This window comes from Kiloniella majae (assembly GCF_002118315.1).
In the GTDB taxonomy this organism is placed as follows: Bacteria; Pseudomonadota; Alphaproteobacteria; order Kiloniellales; family Kiloniellaceae; genus Kiloniella; species Kiloniella majae.
On record NZ_MTSZ01000002.1, the window covers coordinates 559215 to 577717 of the forward strand.

Consider the following 18503-nt stretch of genomic DNA (forward strand, 5'->3'; position numbering starts at 1 on the left):
ATTCAGGAGATTCCCTTTTGGCACGCCCCGTAATTCGTTATGTCTGTCAGTCCTGCGGTGCTGACTATGCTAAATGGTCAGGAAAGTGCGATTCCTGCGGTGAGTGGAACTCCATTACAGAAGAAGCTGGATCGTCCTCCCCTGTCCCCGGAGGGCTTGGCAAAAAAAATGTCCGTAAAGGCAAACAAATTGAGTTTGTAAGCCTTGAAGGAACGAGTAAACCTGTTCCTAGAATGGTGAGTAAAAATCTGGAATTTGATCGCGTTTGTGGCGGCGGATTAGTCCCTGGCTCTGCGGTTTTAATCGGTGGAGATCCGGGAATCGGTAAATCCACGCTTCTAACCCAGATATTGGCTGCGCTAACAACAAACGCCAGTGTTAAGTGTGTCTATATTTCTGGTGAAGAAGCCATCGATCAAGTCCGGTTACGCGCCCGACGTCTTGGATTAAAAGGCGATGACTTTTTACTCGCCTCGGCAACTTCGGTACGTGATATCGCCACAACTCTTGACGAACACGATGCTCCACAAGTTGTTGTCATTGACTCTATACAGACAATGTTTGTCGACAGCCTGGATTCTGCCCCAGGCACAGTGTCACAGGTTCGTGCTTCAGCTCAGGAACTGATCCAACTTGCCAAGGCCAGAGGCTTTAGCGTCTTACTTGTAGGGCACGTTACAAAAGAAGGTGTCATAGCTGGGCCAAAAGTTCTGGAACACATGGTTGATACAGTTCTGACCTTCGAGGGTGAGCGCGGACATCACTTTAGAATCTTACGAGCCGTAAAAAACCGTTTTGGACCCACAGACGAAATTGGCGTTTTTGAGATGTCAGAACAGGGACTCGAGCAAGTATCCAACCCATCCGCGCTCTTTCTGGCTGAACGACGTGGGAATGTAACAGGTGCAGCCGTTTTTGCTGGCTTAGAGGGAACACGCCCTGTTCTTGTGGAAATACAGGCGCTCGTCTCTCCTTCGCAACAAGCAAACCCTAGACGTGCCGTTGTGGGTTGGGACTCTGGCCGTTTAGCAATGATTCTTGCCGTCCTTGAAGCAAGATGTGGTCTCGTTCTCGCCGGAAACGAAGTTTATCTCAATGTCGCGGGTGGATTACGTATAGGAGAACCCGCCGCTGACATGGCTGTAGCTGCAGCATTAATATCAGCGGCAATGGACATTCCGGTCCCGGAAGATACTGTTGTATTTGGAGAAATTGGTCTTTCGGGTGAAATCAGAGCAGTCAACCAATCTGAGAGTCGGCTGAAAGAAGCAACTAAGCTTGGTTTTAAAAATGCAATAATTCCGCCAATCCGTGCAAAGAAGAATTGTAATAAGGTCACTTCGGGGTTAGATACAAGGCAGATTGAACATCTGCAGGATCTGGTTGCGCTGTTTGCAGCTAAATCAGTTAAGAAGGCTGCAGGTGGCTAACCGGCAAAATTGTTAGGTATTGATGGAAAACTTACCCATCTCACTCTTCGATGTCGCTGTAATTGGCATCATTGTCGTCTCAGGTCTCTTTGCTCTGTTTCGGGGATTCGTGCACGAAGTCCTATCAGTCGCATCATGGATTGGGGCAGGCTTTGTTACACTTTGGACTTTCCATCCCCTGCTCCCTTATGTGCAGCAGTTTATCAATATTCCTTTTGTAGCTGAAATTATCACTGGCTTTGCCCTGTTTGTGATTACACTTGGGCTTTTCATGGTGATGATCAGGGCAATTTGCCGTCATGTGAGAGAAAGCACCTTTGGCCCTTTGGACCGATCTCTCGGATTTTTATTCGGATTGTTACGCGGCGGTATTATAGTCAGCATCATGTGGATCGCGCTTTTTGTATTTCTGATGCCTGAAAAAGAAGGATGGCCCGAAGACATTGAACGTGCAAAAACACGCCCCACAATTCAACAGGCCTCAGCTATATTAGTAAAAGCTTTACCTGAAAAATTCCATAATGAGACAATTAAACAGGTCTTAAAACAGGCTGAAGCAGCACGACAAACCTATAACGCAACACAGACCTATCAGCGTTTAATTAGCCCGGAATCAAAGTCATCAACAGATGGCGAAGATTCAACTGGCTATAATGATGAAATGCGCTCACAAATGCAAAAAACCATCGATGCCGTAAGTGGCAGCGAATAACGGATTTATTACTGAGTTCAGGAAAGCGAAAGCCATGACACTCGAAGATTTTCATGATGATGATAAACTCCACGAAGAATGCGGCGTCTATGCGGTGCATGGGCATGAAGGAGCTGCCGCTCTCGTTACTCTTGGTCTGCACGCCCTACAACATCGTGGACAGGAAGCTGCGGGTATCATCAGCTATGATGGTGATGAATTTTATAACCACCGTGCCTTAGGTCTGGTCGGCGACAACTTTTCATCACAAGAAGTTATCGAGCGTCTGAAAGGGCACGTGTCCATCGGACACACCCGTTATTCCACCACAGGCGAAACAGCCTTGAGGAATGTACAGCCTCTTTTTGCCGAGCTACACGATGGTGGTTTTGCCCTTTGTCACAATGGAAACCTTACTAACTCACAGAAAATACGTGATCAACTGGTCATGCGCGGCTCGATTTTCCAATCAACAATGGACACCGAGGTTATTTTACATCTCGTCGCGACCTCTATTCAGGATACCATTGTTGGCAAGGTTACCGACGCCATTCAGCGTATTGAAGGTGCTTACGCGCTTCTTTGCATGACAAAAGAAGGCGTCATTGCCGTTCGTGATCCCCACGGGATCAGACCACTGGTTCTTGGCGAGTTGGATGGCGGTTATGTCGTCGCTTCCGAAACCTGTGCCCTGGATATTATTGGTGCCAACTTCATCAGAGACGTTGATCCCGGAGAAATGATTGTCATTAATGATGATGGCATTCAGTCTCTACGTCCTTTCCCGCCAACCCGTCAGCAGACCTGTATTTTCGAGTACATCTATTTCGCGCGTCCAGATTCCTTTATTGATGGTGTCAGCGTCTATGAAGCCCGTAAAAACATCGGCAAAGAGCTAGCACAGGAAAGTCATGTCGAATCAGACGTAGTCGTTCCGGTACCGGATTCCGGTGTACCAGCGGCAATCGGCTACTCACAAGAATCCGGTGTTCCTTTTGAGCTGGGGATCATACGTAATCACTACGTAGGTCGTACCTTTATCGAACCGGGACAACAAATCCGAAATCTTGGCGTAAAACTTAAGCACAACGCAAACAAAGCTGTTCTCGAAGGCAAACGCGTTATTCTCGTTGATGATTCACTGGTTCGCGGCACAACCTCTATCAAGATCGTAGAGATGGTAAAGGCCGCTGGCGCCAAAGAAGTTCATATGCGTATAGCCTCACCGCCAATCGGCTATCCTTACTTCTACGGCATTGATATCTCTCAATCCAAAGAACTCTTGGCAGCCCAGATGGATCTGGATGAAATGGCCAACCACATTGGTGTTGATAGCCTTGCATTCCTGTCAATTGACGGTATGTACAAGGCTATGGGTCAAGAAGGCCGTAATCCTGATGCACCTCAATACTGTGATGCACCTTTTACAGGGCACTACCCAACACAGATTGATGACTACGAAGATCATGTTGTTGATGTACCGCGTTTTATGAAATCAAAGAAAGCCGGGTAGGACATATTTATGAGTGAAGTAGCTAACGGACGGCTTGAAGGTCGTCTTGCTCTTATTACCGGTGCTTCTCGCGGTATTGGACGCGCAGTCGCCAAACGCTATGCACAGGAAGGCGCACAGCTCCTCCTCATGGCGAGGACGGTTGGCGCTCTTGAAGAAATTGATGACGATATTCGCTCCGAAGGTGGCAAGAATCCTATTCTTATTCCCCATGATCTAAAGAATATGGATGGCTTGGATCAGCTTGGCGCATCACTCTATGATCGCTATGGCAAGCTTGATATTCTTGTTGGAAATGCAGGATCACTAGGGCCTTTGTCCCCCATCGGGCACATCAAACCGAAGATCTGGCAAGAAACTTTCGATATCAATGTTACGGCGAATTATCGCCTAATCAGAAGTCTTGATCCGCTTTTAAAAAAATCAGAGGCAGGTCGTGCAATCTTTGTCACGACGGGATCAACAGCTAAGGCCTATTGGAGTCTCTACAAAGCCTCTAAAGCAGCGCTAAATACATTAGTACAATCCTATGCCTGTGAGATTGAGAAAACCAACGTCAAAGCTAACTTGATTTCTCCCGGACCAATCAGAACCACAATGCGGGAAAAAGCCTTCCCAGGTGAAGATCCCATGACGCTTAGAGCACCAGAAGAAATCACAGACACTTTTGTTGATTTGGCTTCTGTTGATTGCACCTTAAACGGACAATATATCGATCTAAGACAAGAATAGGTATTAATCCTCTGCTGCAAGAAGGCATTATTCTGAAGCAGAGGATACTTATTTTTTCCTGATTTTCATAATCAAAACATCTTTCTGTTCTTGAAAGGAAATCAGTTCGTACCCTGTCGTTTCGCAAAAATTCTTAAAATCAAGTTCTGCACTGGGGTCCGTCGCGTGTATCTCCAGGACATCGCCCAGAGCTAATGGCTTCATTGCCTTGCGCGCGCGCAACACCGGGATAGGGCATTTTAATCCTGTTGCATCAAGAACGTGGTCAGACATTTTCTTTCCCTACAAATTTTGCACCATAAAGTGCAGTCACAAGCCACCCCAAGATATATAAACTCCCCCCCACAGGAATAAAGGGGCCACCAAGAGAAATATCTGCAAGTGCTTTGACATAAAGACCACCCGTGAACAGCAGAATCCCCAGTGAAAAGCAACAACAGGCAATCATGAGAAGTTTTGAAGGACTTCGCTGTAAAGAATTAAACCCGACAAGCACTAAGAGTCCAATGGCGTGAACCAAGCCGTAAAAGCTACCTGTCTCAGCCCACAACATACGCGTTTCATCACCGTTTAAACCATGAGCACTATAGGCACTGATAGACACACAAATCGCACTCCAAAGAGCTGCATAAACTATGAGAAACCGGACAGTATTACGCGCCATATTCGTCAACCTCACCAATATTGTCTTGATGTTCTTGCTGTTGAATTAATGGAATCATAGCCGCAAAGATAAAGAACATAACAAACCAACGATTTTGCCAAATCCCGTACCCAAGTAAAGCAATAATAAAAGTGGAAACCAACATCGCTTGAATTTCGACTCTCCCGGACAACTGTCGAGATTTCAGATATCCAAACACCATCCAGATAATCACAGAAACCAGAACTACCCCAATAAATCCAAGTTCCAGCCACACCTGCAAAGCAAAATTATGAGGGTGCAAAGAAATAATTCGCCCACCAAGAGCCCGCTCATTTCCCTTTGCATCAACATGAACATAATTTTCTATACCATTATTCGGGTAATCCCTGGCAGAATCAAACCCCCATCCCCTAATAGGATTTTCTAATATTTGACTACTAACAAAGTCCCAAATAAAGAAACGATGTTTCGCGGAAAAAGGAATGGATTGCGAAGACTCTGCATCATAAAGCGGTTCCACATAACGCGTCACCAAAGGCATAGAAAGAACGGATATAATCATAAATACCGGAAGCACTCTGAAGCCAACTTTAGGGAACACAAAAAAGACTAGATACCATATTGCAGCAAGCACAACAGCCAAAAGTGAACTTTCACTCGGAGCAAAATAAAGCAATGCTACGGGTAAAATGGGGAATAAAATTTTCCATCCCAAAGACAGTTTCTTCGAATAGATTGCGAAGACAATCCACAGGGATATACCAAGAAATGATGCCCCCCGGTTGAACCGCGATAAATTCATCGTCGCATCAAGCTCTTTTCCTTTTAGCGCTTTTGTAATGGGGGCATTCAAAAGCGATTCAACGAGCAGAAATATGCCTGCAAGAATGACACCGATCAGTAACGCTTTAGCAATGCTGCGTTTTGTTTCCTGCTTCTGTGCTTCAACTGCGTTTAGTAACAACAGACCTGCGATAGTCACCCCCACTAAGCGCAGATCAAGCTTTAATGCTTCAATCGGATTAATCGACCATAGAGATGCAATAGAAATCCATCCAAAAAACGTACCGAGTAAGCATAATTGTTTTCGTGTAAATGATGGAAGTGTCTTACGTTCTGAATAGCTAATAATTGCAGTTAAAACACCAACAAGAACAACCAACGGTACTAAGGCATTCGAGCTAAAAACACTGACGATTGGGACGGCGAAAAAAAACAGTCGCAACAGGTGACTATTCATACACTCAACATTTCTATTAACAGGCAGAAAAACGAGCGTTATCTATAGACAGCTTTTCTTTAGCTGTACAGTCATCAAAATTTTGAAATAGCTGTGATATTACACAGTGTGGTGACGCAATCTGTCGCATCCACAAATCAAAAACATACTATACTGTGTTACAAATTCATTTTCGATTATAGAGCTTTTTTATGTCTGACTTTGCACAACATTTTTTAACCTCGCCCCACTCTCTTGCTCAAGCAATGAATCTTCTCCCCACAGAAGATGTTGCAGCCTTTCCTTTGGTTGATTCTGAAGGTTGCGAGAAGATGCTCGCAGCAGTGAAAGAGTTATCCTTCAGGGCCTGTACACCTGTTGTTGGTCCTAAGGGAAAAGAAGTTGAGCAGGACTTTCAAATCGCAATGAACTTTGACCAACCAAGTGTTCTTGATGAGTATCAAACGGCTTTGGAAGAGCAAATCAATCAAGCTTTTTCCCTGATGCAACCTTCGCCTTACTCTCAGCCCTTCTCCTTTAATGACAAAGCTGCGCTTATCTATAAAGAAGGCTCAAAAGGCATCACACCACATCGCGACCTTCTTTGCTTTGAAGCAGTCATTGCCATTTTAACATTATCAGGAGAAGCAGGTTTTTATATTTGTGATGACCGAGAGAAAAATAATGCGCGAAGGTATACAGCCGAGCCCGGCGTTATGATCCTGATGCGTGGGCGCAATTTCGCTGGCATTGAAGAACGACCTTATCACTATGTTGAAGGTGTTTCCAAAGAACGCGTCGGATACGGTCTGAGATACAATGTAAAAGAGCCAACAGAAAAAGCCCGATAGAAGTTGGACCACTTGGCTTCTCTTAGAATATCATTCCTTTAAATCATAGCAGTTATAACACCTCCGCCCTTTGCGTCTTTGGCTTTCTTCTGCTACCTATCGGCTCGATTTGCTCTGGTATTGTTAAAAATACTCAAAGAGCCTCAGGAATAGATGAATGAAAACCGATCTCTTTGACTTTGAATTACCTCGTGATGTTATTGCACAGCGCCCGGCAACCCCGCGTGACATGGCAAAGCTTCTCTCTGTTGGAAACGACCTGACAGATCACAGAATGATTGAGCTGCCGGATCTTATTCAACCCGGCGACCTGTTGGTATTTAATGACACCAAAGTTATTCCTGCGCGCCTGAAAGGCAAACGTGGTGAAGCAGGTGTTGAAGTTACTCTGCATAAACAAGAACCACCTTCAGCGGAGGGTGGTGCGCGGTGGTGGACCTTTGCCAAACCTGCAAAAAAACTAAAGCCAGAAGATATTGTCCGTTTTGCTGATGGTTTCACAGCAAAGGTAGAAGAAAAGCAGGATGGTGGTGAAGTTCTCTTGAACTTTGATCTCACACCAGAAGAGCTTTACCCTCACTTGGAAGAACATGGCAAGATGCCTCTGCCCCCTTATATACAGCGGGAAACCGGATCAGATAAACAAGATACAGAGGATTACCAAACCCGTTTCGCCAAATATCGTGGTGCTGTAGCTGCCCCAACTGCGAGTTTACATTATACCGATAGATTAATGTCTGCTTTGCATGCCAAAGGCATTGAACACATTACTCTTACCTTGCACGTTGGTGCGGGCACGTTTCTCCCCGTCAAAGTTGACGATCTTCGTGATCATAAAATGCATAGTGAAATCGGTTATCTTGACCAGAAAACAGCAGACCGTATTAACCAGATACGGGAAAAGGGCGGTCGCATTATTGCTGTAGGGACAACTGCCCTGAGATTGTTGGAAAGTGCTGCTGATCAAAACGGGACACTCCACCCCTTTGATGGCGAGACTGACATTTTTATCACCCCAGGCTATAAGTTTAAAATTGTCGATCTTTTGCTCACCAATTTCCATCTACCAAGGTCAACACTTTTTATGCTTGTGTCAGCCTTCGCGGGTCTCGACCGGATGCGCAACGCCTATCAACACGCCATAAATAATGGCTATCGCTTTTATTCCTACGGAGACTGTAGTCTGTTACAGCGTGAGGACCATCTATGAGTAATACCCCAAAATTCGGATACGAACTGCAGGCAAAAGACGGCCTTGCGCGTCGCGGTGAAGTTACCACGGCTCATGGTACATTCCAGACACCGGCATTTATGACTGTCGGAACCGCGGGAACGGTCAAAGGCTTGACCCCGGATCAGTTGAAAACAACTGGTGCAGAAGTTGTGTTGGGAAATACTTATCATCTGATGCTTCGCCCAACTGCTGAGTTGGTTGACCGTCATGGTGGGCTCCATAAATTCATGAACTGGCCGCACCCGATCCTTACTGATTCAGGTGGTTATCAGGTTATGTCCCTTTCCGGCCTTCGGAAGATTACGGAAGAAGGCGTTAAGTTCCAATCACATATCGACGGTAGCAAACATAATCTGACTCCGGAAAGGTCCATGGAGATTCAGCATCTGCTGGATTCCAACATCACGATGGTTTTGGATGAATGTACGCCCTACCCCGCAACGCACGAAGAAGCCGCACATTCCATGCGTCGGTCCATGCGCTGGGCAGAGCGCTGTCGTAAAGCCTTCAAAGACAGAGACGGATACGGCCTTTTTGGAATTGTACAGGGGTCAACCTATGAAGATCTGCGCAAGGAATCAGCCGAAGCCCTTATCGATATCGGGTTCGAAGGTTATGCTGTCGGCGGCCTTGCTGTTGGTGAGGGGCAAAAAATCATGTTCGAAGTGCTCGATCATACCATGCCACACTTACCAGAAGACAAACCACGATATCTCATGGGTGTTGGGAAGCCTTCTGATTTAGTTGGCGCCGTTGCACGCGGTATTGATATGTTTGACTGTGTCCTGCCAACCCGTTCTGGTCGGAATGCACAGGCCTTTACTCGCCGTGGTGCCTTGAATATGCGAAACAAACGGCACCAGGATGATCATCGCCCGGTTGACGATCAATGTAAGTGTGCATGCTGTACGCAATTCAGCCGTGCCTATCTCCGCCACCTCTTCGTTGCAAAAGAAATGCTCGGCCCTATTTTGCTGACCATTCACAACCTTGCTTATTACCAAGAACTTATGGCTGGCATGAGAGACGCCATTGCTGCGGGCACCTTTGAAGCTTTCCAGGAAGAATTCCACAGACTGCAAGATGGGGGCGATATCCCTGAGCTGGATTAAAATAGCAACAGGCATATACTATAGATATTCAAATCACCATCATTGCTGAGACATAAAACGATAGATAGGGAAAGGGAAAGGGAAGGAAGGACATGAGAAAAAAGCCCTCAAAAAATGCGCCTTCCCTACTCGATCCTGCGGTAGCTATTCGTCAAAAGGCCCTTGATCTAAAGTTTGATACTGTTGGGTTTTCGCCAGCTAAAATTAACAAGAAAAACCAACAAAACCTTCGTACTTTTCTGGATATGGGATATCACGGCGATATGGCGTGGATGGAAAACCGGATAGAGTGGCGCGAAGACCCAACGGCAATGTGGGAAGATGCCAAAAGCATTATAGTTTTGGGCGTCAATTATGGTCCGGCAGAACCTGCCCTAGCTAATCTGGATTTTGATGACCGTGGGAACATTTCAGTCTATGCCAGAAACAAAGACTATCACGATTTCATCAAGAAACGTCTAAAAGCCCTTGCCCGCTGGATGGTTGAAAGCCTGGACTGTCAGGTTAAAGTTTTTGTCGATACAGCCCCCGTTCTTGAAAAAGTTGCTGCTGCGCAATCCGGTATTGGTTGGCAAGGCAAAAACACCCATCTGGTTTCCAGAGAATATGGATCGTGGCTTTTCCTTGGCGAGATTTACACTGACCTAGAACTCAAGACAGATCGCCACGAGGAAGATCATTGCGGCAGTTGTAACAAGTGTTTGTCCATCTGCCCAACAGATGCCTTTCCTTCCCCTTACGTTCTGGATGCAAAACGCTGTATCTCATATCTCACAATTGAATATCATGGGCATATCGCCGAAGAGTTTCGCGCCCCAATGGGCAACCGTATTTATGGCTGTGATGACTGTATCGCAATTTGTCCTTGGAATAAGTTTGCTGAAGCAACAAGTGAAGAACACCTTTTCCCAAGGATCGAATTAACAGCTCCTAGACTTGCCGACCTAGCTGAACTTGATAATGCAACATTCCGACAGGTTTTCTCGGGCTCACCGGTAAAACGTATCGGGCGTGACCGTTTTATAAGGAATGTCCTTATCGGAATAGGAAACTGTGGCGATAAATCCATCACAAAACGTATTACACCTCTTTTAAAGGATGCATCTCCCTATGTCAGAGCAATGGCGGTTTGGGCGATGAAACGCTTGTTGGACAAAAAAGAATTCGAAGACTTACGACTTGAGTACAAAAGTAGCGAATTGGATGCTGATGTATTGGGAGAGTGGCAGTAAAACTGCTCCCCCCTTCAACCATCAAGCTATCCGCCAACCGGGCTGGGTTTTGGGCCACGGGGATAGCAAACAAATGAAGCTCGTGCGCCCTGAAACATTGGACAGCCATTCCAAAGTAAATCTTCCCCTCTGAGCTCTATACGTCCGTCGCCGCATGTTTCTTTAGCAAAAGCGAGAACTTCTGCCGGCTCGTTGAGGTTTTTGCCATAACATACCCCAAATCCCCAAGGCGTATATTTGTTCTTTCCGTATATTTGTGCACCTTTGGCCACAGCCTTGGCTACAGGACGGGAAGCATCAACTTTGATAGGTTCATTTGCACATCCAGCCAATAAAACAACGGCAGATAGTATCAAGATTCGACGCAGACCATGTTTTATAATTTTCAAACTTCCTCTCCCGTTTTTTTATTTACGGCAAAACTATTCACTACTCTTTTAGCAGATCTTCGTTTTATCTGCGTAACAACAATTCCCAGAAGTATTACAGCTAAAGCAATAAACGCTTCCTGCTCGTAGCGCTCGGATAAGAACAAAAAACCCCAAATCATGCCAAAAACAGGCACGAGATAATTATTTAAAGCCGTAAAGCTCGCCCCGACTGCACCTAAGAGATAATAAAGAATAATATAGGCTATTGCTGTTGATACGATTGAAAGCATTAACAATGCCCCAACACTTATAAGTGTTGGCTCAAGAGACATGGGCTCTTCAACAATAAAAGCCATTGGCAAAGCCATCAAAGATGCGCAAAGCAAAATTGCAGATCCATTCACAATCGGATCTAATTTAACAAGCCCGACCTTCCTTGCAAAAACAGAGCTTGCACCATAACAAAAACTGGCAAAGGCAACAGCAAGTTGCCCCAAAACAGAATCACCCAACCCATTTAGAGCTTCTGGCCCAACCAACAGTACTACACCACCGAAACCGATAACGGTCCCTATAAACTTTGGTAGAGACATCTTTTCATCGTCAGTCCAAAGATGAGCAATTAATAAAGCCGTCAAAGGAATGACAGCCATTAGAATGGCCGCAAGGCCGGAAGTAATATGTAACTCTCCCCAGGAAATAAGAACGAACGGTAATATATTTCCCGTAATCCCGATTAGTACATAATAGCGCCACGTTCTAAAATCTTTGGGGAACCGCTTGCCTAAAATGAACATTAGGCTTGCCAAAACCAGAAAAGCGAAGAAAAGGCGAAAAGCTGTGAGTGTAACCGGGGTAATACTCTCCAGAGTAACCTTAATCAGGAAAAATGAGCTTCCCCATATAGCCCCGAGCATCACAAGAAGTACATATTGGTGGGGCTGTGGCTTATCTGACAGCATAAAAAGGATTCCATTGGGAGTTTTAATTTACCCCCAATGTTTCAAGAAACTGAGATAAAGGCAATCGCTATCTAATTATGCCTGCCTTCCATCCATATAGAAGAGAAAAGAGTTTTCTTAGCTCTGCGCTTCGGCATCCATATCGGACGAAGCTTCGCTGGAAGGTAATCCATCCCTAGCTTTCGTACTTATTGTTTTGAGCTGATCAACATGTGAAGAGAGTGACTGAACAATACCGCCAATTTCCGTCGTTGCCTGGCTGGTTTGTCCGGCCAGCTGTTTCACTTCACCGGCAACCACCGCAAAACCTTTCCCCGCATCACCAGCACGAGCGGCTTCAATCGTTGCGTTCAAAGCCAAAAGATTTGTCTGACGGGCAATAGCGTCAATCTGTTGGGCAACCTGCCCTACGTTTTCAATTTCAATACTAAGCTGAGCAATTTCATCAAAAATTTTATCTATGCTTTGCTCAATAACACCCGTGTTTGGATTCATTTAACTCGTGCTCCCGTTAGACTTAAGACACACTGATAACAACTTGCCATTAACGTGAGATTAATTCGGCCCTTAAAATATAATTTTTTTTCAAAAGCAATATTCTAGCTAACAACATTCTTAGCAATGCTATAATGACTATATTAACTTTTTATCATTACCACCGAAATAGAGCTTAAAAACATAAAGAAAAACGTGGAATACGGGATAATTTATGACAAATTGTCTCTATTGGTTGAAAAAACTCCCGCAACAATCTTTTGTTATGTATAAGTGATGACCATGAAACATTATCCATTCATTTTTGCTTAAGAGGATAATGCTAGGTTACGGGAAGTTCTTTGCTATAAAAAGCTGGTTGGACTTAATAAAACTGGTTGGCAAAAGCTGTTATTAAAGCATTGATACGTTTGGGTGTGGAGCGCCGTTTGAATCTAAATATACGCAACTCCATTTGCGGAAAGCTGCTATCGATCTATATTCCGCTGATCAGCATCAGCTTGCTGCTTCTTTTTACGGTCCTTGAAAGTCGGAACATTCACAAGCTGAATTCCGAGCTTGGAACGCGTCTGGATAAAATGGTCGACATTCAGGGAACCGCTTTATCAACCCCGGTCTGGAACTATGATCTGGACTCTATTCAGGCTATTTTGCTGGCACTGTCTAGAAACCCAGAATTCCATTCTGCCCAGGTTTATGACACTGACGGTCTCATCCTTGCTGAGTTAACCAGTGAAGACGCACAAACTGTTGATGCCGCGCTTTCGAGAGAGACGGAAATCAAGCACAACTCTTTTGATCGTCTTGAAACAATTGGAACCGTCAAGGTCTTGTTCCACGATGCCCTGATTTCAGCAGAAATCAAAGAAAGACTGATCTTTGACGGCTTGGTTATGGTCGTTACCATACTCGTGCTATCCGCCCTTACTTTTTTGGGCGCAAATTCTTACATTGGTGTCCCGCTCAAACTCTTGCTGGAATCAATCCAAACAGAAAAACAGCATAAAAACCGTGTAGCTGTGAACTGGACCTCAAATGATGAGCTTGGTGCCGTTGTAACCGCCTATAATGATCTTTTACAAAAGCAATCAGCTTATGAAGCCGCCGTAAAGGCCTCTGAACTTCGTGCTAAACGTTCTGAAGCTCAACTGACACAAGCAATCGAAACCATGTCAGAGGGCTTCGCTCTCTATGATCAAGAAGACAAGTTGGTCCTTTGTAACAGTAACTACCGTAATATCTCAGCCAAACGTGCTCGTATCATAACGCTTGGATCGCGCTTTGAAGATCAAGTCCGAGAACTTGTCTATGCTGGCGATTTTGTCGGGACAGAAGGACGAGAAGAAGAATTTATCCAAGAGACCTGTGCAAGTCATGAATCCCTGCAAGAGCGGATGATCTTGCACCTAAGCAATGGTACCTGGTTACAGTTCAACCATCGGCGGACACCCGCAAAGGAAATTGTTGTTCTTGCCACAGACATCACACCTTTGAAAAATCAAGAACGAGAGATTCGCCGCGCCAAAGAAATTGCCGATCAGGCAAATACTGCGAAATCTCAATTCCTTGCGAATATGAGTCACGAACTTAGAACCCCCCTGAATGCAATCCTTGGATTCTCAGAGATTATGAAGGGTGAATTGATGGGGCCTTTGGGCTCGACACACTATAAATCCTATTGTCAGGACATCCATTCATCGGGTACCCACCTACTCGATTTGATTAATGATATTCTCGATCTTTCCAAGATTGAGGCCGGTGCTTTTGAGTTACAGGATGAAACGGTTGATATAACACAAACAGCCCGTGCAGCTCATAAGCTCGTCGTCGGGCAAAGCTCTTCTGAATTTGTTCCTGTCACACTCGACATTCCTGATAACCTCCCCTTTGTACGCGCAGATTTAAGGGCTATTAAACAAATCCTTCTGAACTTGCTTTCAAACGCCGTAAAATTCACACCGCAAGGAGGAGAAGTTATTCTCAAAGCTCTGGAAAATGACGATAGCAGCCTAAGCATTCAAATTAAGGATACCGGCATTGGCATCCCTAAACATGAACTGGAAAGAATTCTAGAGCCCTTTATTCGCGCCGACACACCAATGACACGCGCTTTTGAAGGGACTGGCTTGGGGCTACCACTGGTTAAATCTCTTATGGAGCAACACGACGGTCAGCTTGGCCTGGACAGTGAAATCAACAAAGGCACCGTTGCAACGATCACCTTCCCTGCATCCAGAGTGATACCCCGGGTAGAGGGAGATACTCTTCTAAGCCAATCGATCAGCAACGCTTAAAAACGATATGTATCGTGCCCGATAAAAAAAGCTCCATATTGGAGCCTTTTTTATTCACTAATTTTTCTTTTTCTTGCCCGCATAAGGGTTGTCACCCTTTTTCATATGCATTCGGAGAGGTACACCTGGCATATCAAAGGTTTCACGGAGGTTGTTCTCCAAGAACCTTGTGTATGATGCCGGAAGATCTTCCGGCAACGAGCAAGAGATCGCAAAAGTAGGCGGTCTTGTTCTGGCTTGTGTAATGTATTTCAATTTAATCCGCCGCCCACCAGGAGCAGGTGGCGGATGACGCTCAATCAACTCGGCAAGCCATCTGTTCAACCCTGCAGTAGGCAACCGGATGTTCCACACATCGTAAATTTCAAAGACAGTATCCAGCATCTTATTCAGCTTGTGCCCTTTAAGAGCAGATATTGTCACAACGGGAATACCTTTGACCTGTGGCAGAGATGTTAACAGGCGATCTTTCACCCGCTGCATAACCGCCTCTTTGTCTTTACAGGTATCCCATTTATTCACAACGATAATCAGAGCACGACCTTCGTCAATCACAGTTCTTGCAATTGTTAGATCTTGTTTCTCCAAGACACCATCAGCGTCCAGAACCAACGCAACAACCTGCGCATATTTAAGCGCGCGAATGGTATCAGAAGCGGAAAGTTTTTCTACTTTATCTTCGATTTTCGACCGTCGGCGTAACCCGGCTGTATCCACAAGCTTAAGAGGTTTTCCACGGTATTCCCATTCAATGGCAATCGCATCCCGAGTAATTCCAGCTTCTGGCCCCGTCAGTAACCTGTCTTCGTCAATTAACTTATTGATGAGCGTTGATTTTCCAACATTGGGACGCCCGACGATAGCGAGTTGAAGAGGTCCACGATCCTCCTCATCCTCATCATCTTCAAAGTCGTCGAACTCATCGTCAGGACTTTCATCTTCGTCAAGCTTATCCTGATCTTCGGACGCGGCTTTACTCTCCAAGCCATCTTCTGGTTTCTCAAATGCTTCTGCCGATGCCTTTGCTTCAACAGCACGTGTCATATGCTCTTTGATAACATCGTACAAATCACTGCTGCCCAAACCATGCTCTGCCGAAAATGGAATAGGTTCGCCCAGTCCCAAAGAGTAAGCTTCCATAAGCCCTTCGTCGCCAACTTTTCCTTCACATTTGTTTGCCATTAATGCGATAGGCGTTTTTCCGCGGCGGAGATGCTTCGCAAAATGTTCATCAATTGGCATAACGCCTACACGAGCATCAATAACCATAATAACGAGATCAGCGTCTTCAACGGCACGTTCGGTTTGCCTGCGCATGCGTGCTTCCAGGCTACCATCAAAGGCTTCTTCCAGACCTGCCGTATCAATAATCCGAAATCTACAATCGAAAAGATAGGCATCGCCCTCTCTCCGGTCACGTGTTACCCCTGGCTGATCATCAACAAGAGCGAGCCGTTTTCCAACAAGTCGGTTAAAAAGCGTCGACTTACCAACATTCGGGCGCCCTACAATAGCGACTGTAAAAGTCATTTTTTTGTCTTTCTACTCGCGACATAGCCTCAAAGGGCTTATTGCATTGCGATAATTTCTGCTTCAGCTGTCAGGAAATATAAACTATTCCCCACAACAACTGGCGGCATTGCTGCCCCATCCGGAAGTTCAAGATATCCCAAGATATCGCCTGTGTAAGGCGACAAGGAAATCGCCTCGCCATGTGACCCTGCAATAATCAAACGGTCACTTGCCAACACCGGGCCTTGCCATGCGATTAACCCCTTACGATCTTCCTGATCCATGAAGCGTGGTAAAGATTGTATCCAGCGGATACGCCCATCTTGTCTTCTAATCGCTGCAATCTGTGAGTCATTGGTCAGCACATAGATAAATTCACCAGCCACCCACGGCATCTGAACACCGCCGATATCCGTATCCCAAAGACGCACTCCTTCCTTGAGATCAATAGCAACCATACGGCCAGAGTGACTTATGGCAATCACCCGATCCCGGTCAATAACTGGCATGGCCTTGATATGAGCAAGATCAGTCAAAGGATCAGTCTTCTTGACAGAAGAAAGGTTCATATTCCAGTCTTCTTCGCCTTCAATAACATCAATGGCGACAATTTCACCAGAAGAATAAGGTACGATCAGCTTACGTCCAGCAACTGCAGGACTTGCACCGCCAAGAAGGCTGGTCTCAGATTGTAGCCCGATATGGCTCCATAAACGCCGCCCATCATCAGCCGCCAGAGCAAGGGTCTGGTTATCAAGCGTAACAATGAAAACACGCCCCCCATTGACCGTCGGAGCGGCTCTGATCGGGGCTGGAGCATTTTGGGACCAAATGACATCACCAGAACGAACATCTAAAGCAAAAACTCTGGCGAACCCTGTTGAAACGAAAATTCGACCATCTGCATAGGCTATACCACCGCCGAAGAAACCATCATCTTCATCATTAGGATCCAGATCTTTTTCCCAGTAAACGCGACCAGTCAAACGATCATAAGCTTTTACCGTAGACCTAGAATCCATTGTAAAGAGAACTGATTCCACAACAATAGGCTGCGCTAGAATCAACTCATCCCCATCACTTTCTTCACCAATATCATCACTCCAGCTCTCTCTCGGAATATCACCCAAAGAAAGATGGAACATGGCGTGGGCAGGATTTCCGCCATTATGTGTCCAATAGGTATTTTTAAAAGGCTGGGGCAGAACAATGCGTTGATCACTGATTGAAGGATCAGCTTGCAACCCCTTATCAACAGACTGAATGGAAATACGTGCACCAGGCAAAGGAGGAGCTTCGTCATCCCCCCACCATTCATCGGCTAAACTACAGCCGGAAAGAACAAAGCCAAGCCCCAGTATCAACAGGCCTTTACGCATCCCCATGTAACTTACTCCGCCAAGCTTTCTAGTATTTGACTGGATCTACTTTTAATCCCATTAGGTGTATCTGCCTCATCAACAAGCTGCTGAAAAAGTGTCTTAGCCGCTGTGATATCTCCTTCGCGTAAAGCCACCATTGCCTGTAATTCAATCGCACTATATCGGAACGCACCATTCGCAACAGCCAAGCCTGCCAAACGTTGTTTTACATCAGTGATATCACCGTTCTCGACGAGATGCATCGCAGCTAATAAAGCAGCAACATCTTTCAACGCTGTCAACGGAGGATTGCTTGCAGCAACTTCATCCCAAATTTCAACAGCGGCAGCAGTCTCACCAGATTCTGCAAGTAAACGTGCCCGTTCAAAACGGGCAAGCGTACCATAACCATCATCTTCTTGTGCCAATGACGTCAATTTTTCTGTCGCTTCATCTGCTTTACCAGCTTGGGTTAGTTCCAAAGCCGATGCAAATGTTGCTGATTTTTCAGCTTGAACAGTGCTTTTGTAGCTTTCCCATCCTTGAAAACCAGCGGTTGCAGCAACCACTAGAACAGCAGCACCTATTGCCCACTTACCATACTTTTTCCAAAGAACTTCAACGCGTTCACGTTTCAGATCTTCTTCAACTTCCTGAAAAATATCAGCCACGAATTAGTTATCCCTCGTTTTGGTGAACCACCATTTGAAAATGCAGCGGCCTTATTAAGCTTACGATCAAATGATCATCACTCGAAATTCGTTGAACTTTATATAGAAACTTTACCCCGACAACAATCGCCAATCATCAAATAAGGAGATCCCGCTCAAAAGATGATCGTAAAATTT

General features: G+C 45.5%; 18 protein-coding genes. 9 read left to right on the plus strand and 9 right to left on the minus strand.

From position 1 onward, the window contains the following. Window positions 1-17: 17 nt before the first annotated feature. From radA to BKB51_RS08755, 4 genes are read left to right on the plus strand one after another with little or no spacing between them, the layout of a single operon-like run. Window positions 18-1430, plus strand: coding sequence for a DNA repair protein RadA (gene radA, locus BKB51_RS08740; protein WP_085900700.1), 1413 nt, complete (start codon window positions 18-20; stop codon window positions 1428-1430). A 22-nt stretch (window positions 1431-1452) separates the two neighbouring features. After that, complete coding sequence (locus BKB51_RS08745; RefSeq protein WP_085900701.1) at window positions 1453-2142, plus strand: CvpA family protein; 690 nt, start codon at window positions 1453-1455, stop codon at window positions 2140-2142. 34 nt (window positions 2143-2176) lie between these two features. Beyond that, the gene (gene purF, locus BKB51_RS08750; RefSeq protein ID WP_085900702.1) at window positions 2177-3634 is read left to right on the plus strand and encodes an amidophosphoribosyltransferase; all 1458 of its coding nucleotides are present in this window, start codon (window positions 2177-2179) and stop codon (window positions 3632-3634) included. Window positions 3635-3643: 9 nt separating this feature from the next. Further along, window positions 3644-4366 carry an SDR family NAD(P)-dependent oxidoreductase gene (locus tag BKB51_RS08755; RefSeq protein WP_085900703.1) on the plus strand — a complete coding sequence of 241 codons (723 nt, stop codon included), beginning with the start codon at window positions 3644-3646 and terminating at the stop codon, window positions 4364-4366. 48 nt (window positions 4367-4414) lie between these two features. Here BKB51_RS08755 and BKB51_RS08760 read toward each other — a convergent pair whose 3' ends face one another. The 3 genes from BKB51_RS08760 to BKB51_RS08770 are packed head-to-tail and all read right to left on the minus strand — an operon-like array spanning window position 4415 to window position 6252. Continuing rightward, entirely contained in the window at window positions 4415-4639 is a 225-nt protein-coding gene (locus BKB51_RS08760) for a sulfurtransferase TusA family protein (RefSeq protein ID WP_085900704.1), read from the minus strand. After that, window positions 4632-5030: a DUF423 domain-containing protein gene (locus BKB51_RS08765; protein WP_085900705.1), complete on the minus strand. Its 399-nt coding sequence runs from the start codon at window positions 5028-5030 to the stop codon at window positions 4632-4634. Before BKB51_RS08765 ends, BKB51_RS08760 begins: the two co-directional genes overlap by 8 nt. Next, entirely contained in the window at window positions 5020-6252 is a 1233-nt protein-coding gene (locus BKB51_RS08770; RefSeq protein WP_085900706.1) for an O-antigen ligase family protein, read from the minus strand. Before BKB51_RS08770 ends, BKB51_RS08765 begins: the two co-directional genes overlap by 11 nt. 191 nt (window positions 6253-6443) lie before the next feature. On the opposite strand from BKB51_RS08770, the gene BKB51_RS08775 reads away from it, so the two are divergent. From BKB51_RS08775 to queG, 4 genes are all read left to right on the plus strand, one after another. Next, on the plus strand, window positions 6444-7082 hold the full coding sequence (locus tag BKB51_RS08775; protein WP_085900707.1) for a hypothetical protein: 639 nt from the start codon (window positions 6444-6446) through the stop codon (window positions 7080-7082). Between the two features lie 157 nt (window positions 7083-7239). After that, window positions 7240-8292: a tRNA preQ1(34) S-adenosylmethionine ribosyltransferase-isomerase QueA gene (gene queA / locus BKB51_RS08780; protein WP_085900708.1), complete on the plus strand. Its 1053-nt coding sequence runs from the start codon at window positions 7240-7242 to the stop codon at window positions 8290-8292. Continuing rightward, a complete protein-coding gene (gene tgt / locus BKB51_RS08785; protein ID WP_085900709.1) occupies window positions 8289-9428 on the plus strand; it encodes a tRNA guanosine(34) transglycosylase Tgt in 1140 nt (379 codons plus the stop codon). The genes queA and tgt overlap by 4 nt, the downstream gene beginning before the upstream one ends. A gap of 92 nt (window positions 9429-9520) precedes the next feature. Beyond that, entirely contained in the window at window positions 9521-10660 is a 1140-nt protein-coding gene (gene queG / locus BKB51_RS08790; protein WP_085900710.1) for a tRNA epoxyqueuosine(34) reductase QueG, read from the plus strand. 26 nt (window positions 10661-10686) lie between these two features. Here the strand turns inward: queG and BKB51_RS08795 are convergent, their stop codons facing one another. The 3 genes from BKB51_RS08795 to BKB51_RS21250 all read right to left on the minus strand — a co-directional run bounded on the left by BKB51_RS08795 (window position 10687) and on the right by BKB51_RS21250 (window position 12488). After that, a complete protein-coding gene (locus BKB51_RS08795) occupies window positions 10687-11049 on the minus strand; it encodes a hypothetical protein (protein WP_085900711.1) in 363 nt (120 codons plus the stop codon). Further along, complete coding sequence (locus BKB51_RS08800; protein WP_085900712.1) at window positions 11046-11993, minus strand: DMT family transporter; 948 nt, start codon at window positions 11991-11993, stop codon at window positions 11046-11048. The genes BKB51_RS08795 and BKB51_RS08800 overlap by 4 nt, the downstream gene beginning before the upstream one ends. Before the next feature lie 117 nt (window positions 11994-12110). Beyond that, a complete protein-coding gene (locus BKB51_RS21250) occupies window positions 12111-12488 on the minus strand; it encodes a methyl-accepting chemotaxis protein (protein ID WP_085900713.1) in 378 nt (125 codons plus the stop codon). Window positions 12489-12916: 428 nt separating this feature from the next. On the opposite strand from BKB51_RS21250, the gene BKB51_RS08810 reads away from it, so the two are divergent. After that, a complete protein-coding gene (locus BKB51_RS08810) occupies window positions 12917-14782 on the plus strand; it encodes a sensor histidine kinase (RefSeq protein WP_125911813.1) in 1866 nt (621 codons plus the stop codon). Window positions 14783-14839: 57 nt separating this feature from the next. On the opposite strand, the gene der is transcribed toward BKB51_RS08810, so the two are convergent. From der to BKB51_RS08825, 3 genes are read right to left on the minus strand one after another with little or no spacing between them, the layout of a single operon-like run. Further along, a complete protein-coding gene (der, locus tag BKB51_RS08815) occupies window positions 14840-16312 on the minus strand; it encodes a ribosome biogenesis GTPase Der (RefSeq protein WP_085900715.1) in 1473 nt (490 codons plus the stop codon). Window positions 16313-16350: 38 nt separating this feature from the next. Then, window positions 16351-17679 carry an outer membrane protein assembly factor BamB family protein gene (locus BKB51_RS08820; protein ID WP_085900716.1) on the minus strand — a complete coding sequence of 443 codons (1329 nt, stop codon included), beginning with the start codon at window positions 17677-17679 and terminating at the stop codon, window positions 16351-16353. A 5-nt stretch (window positions 17680-17684) separates the two neighbouring features. After that, complete coding sequence (locus BKB51_RS08825; RefSeq protein WP_085900717.1) at window positions 17685-18326, minus strand: tetratricopeptide repeat protein; 642 nt, start codon at window positions 18324-18326, stop codon at window positions 17685-17687. Between the last annotated feature and the right edge of the window lie 177 nt (window positions 18327-18503).

Excerpts from the sequence above, each read along its gene's own strand:
- BKB51_RS08765 (WP_085900705.1), bottom strand. The coding sequence starts at position 5,030 with ATGGCGCGTAATACTGTCCGGTTTCTCATAGTTTATGCAGCTCTTTGG.
- BKB51_RS08755 (WP_085900703.1), top strand. The coding sequence starts at position 3,644 with ATGAGTGAAGTAGCTAACGGACGGCTTGAAGGTCGTCTTGCTCTTATT.
- BKB51_RS21250 (WP_085900713.1), bottom strand. The coding sequence starts at position 12,488 with ATGAATCCAAACACGGGTGTTATTGAGCAAAGCATAGATAAAATTTTT.
- BKB51_RS08770 (WP_085900706.1), bottom strand. The coding sequence starts at position 6,252 with ATGAATAGTCACCTGTTGCGACTGTTTTTTTTCGCCGTCCCAATCGTC.
- BKB51_RS08820 (WP_085900716.1), bottom strand. The coding sequence starts at position 17,679 with ATGGGGATGCGTAAAGGCCTGTTGATACTGGGGCTTGGCTTTGTTCTT.
- purF (WP_085900702.1), top strand. The coding sequence starts at position 2,177 with ATGACACTCGAAGATTTTCATGATGATGATAAACTCCACGAAGAATGC.
- BKB51_RS08800 (WP_085900712.1), bottom strand. The coding sequence starts at position 11,993 with ATGCTGTCAGATAAGCCACAGCCCCACCAATATGTACTTCTTGTGATG.
- BKB51_RS08775 (WP_085900707.1), top strand. The coding sequence starts at position 6,444 with ATGTCTGACTTTGCACAACATTTTTTAACCTCGCCCCACTCTCTTGCT.
- tgt (WP_085900709.1), top strand. The coding sequence starts at position 8,289 with ATGAGTAATACCCCAAAATTCGGATACGAACTGCAGGCAAAAGACGGC.
- queG (WP_085900710.1), top strand. The coding sequence starts at position 9,521 with ATGAGAAAAAAGCCCTCAAAAAATGCGCCTTCCCTACTCGATCCTGCG.
- BKB51_RS08760 (WP_085900704.1), bottom strand. The coding sequence starts at position 4,639 with ATGTCTGACCACGTTCTTGATGCAACAGGATTAAAATGCCCTATCCCG.
- der (WP_085900715.1), bottom strand. The coding sequence starts at position 16,312 with ATGACTTTTACAGTCGCTATTGTAGGGCGCCCGAATGTTGGTAAGTCG.
- BKB51_RS08745 (WP_085900701.1), top strand. The coding sequence starts at position 1,453 with ATGGAAAACTTACCCATCTCACTCTTCGATGTCGCTGTAATTGGCATC.
- queA (WP_085900708.1), top strand. The coding sequence starts at position 7,240 with ATGAAAACCGATCTCTTTGACTTTGAATTACCTCGTGATGTTATTGCA.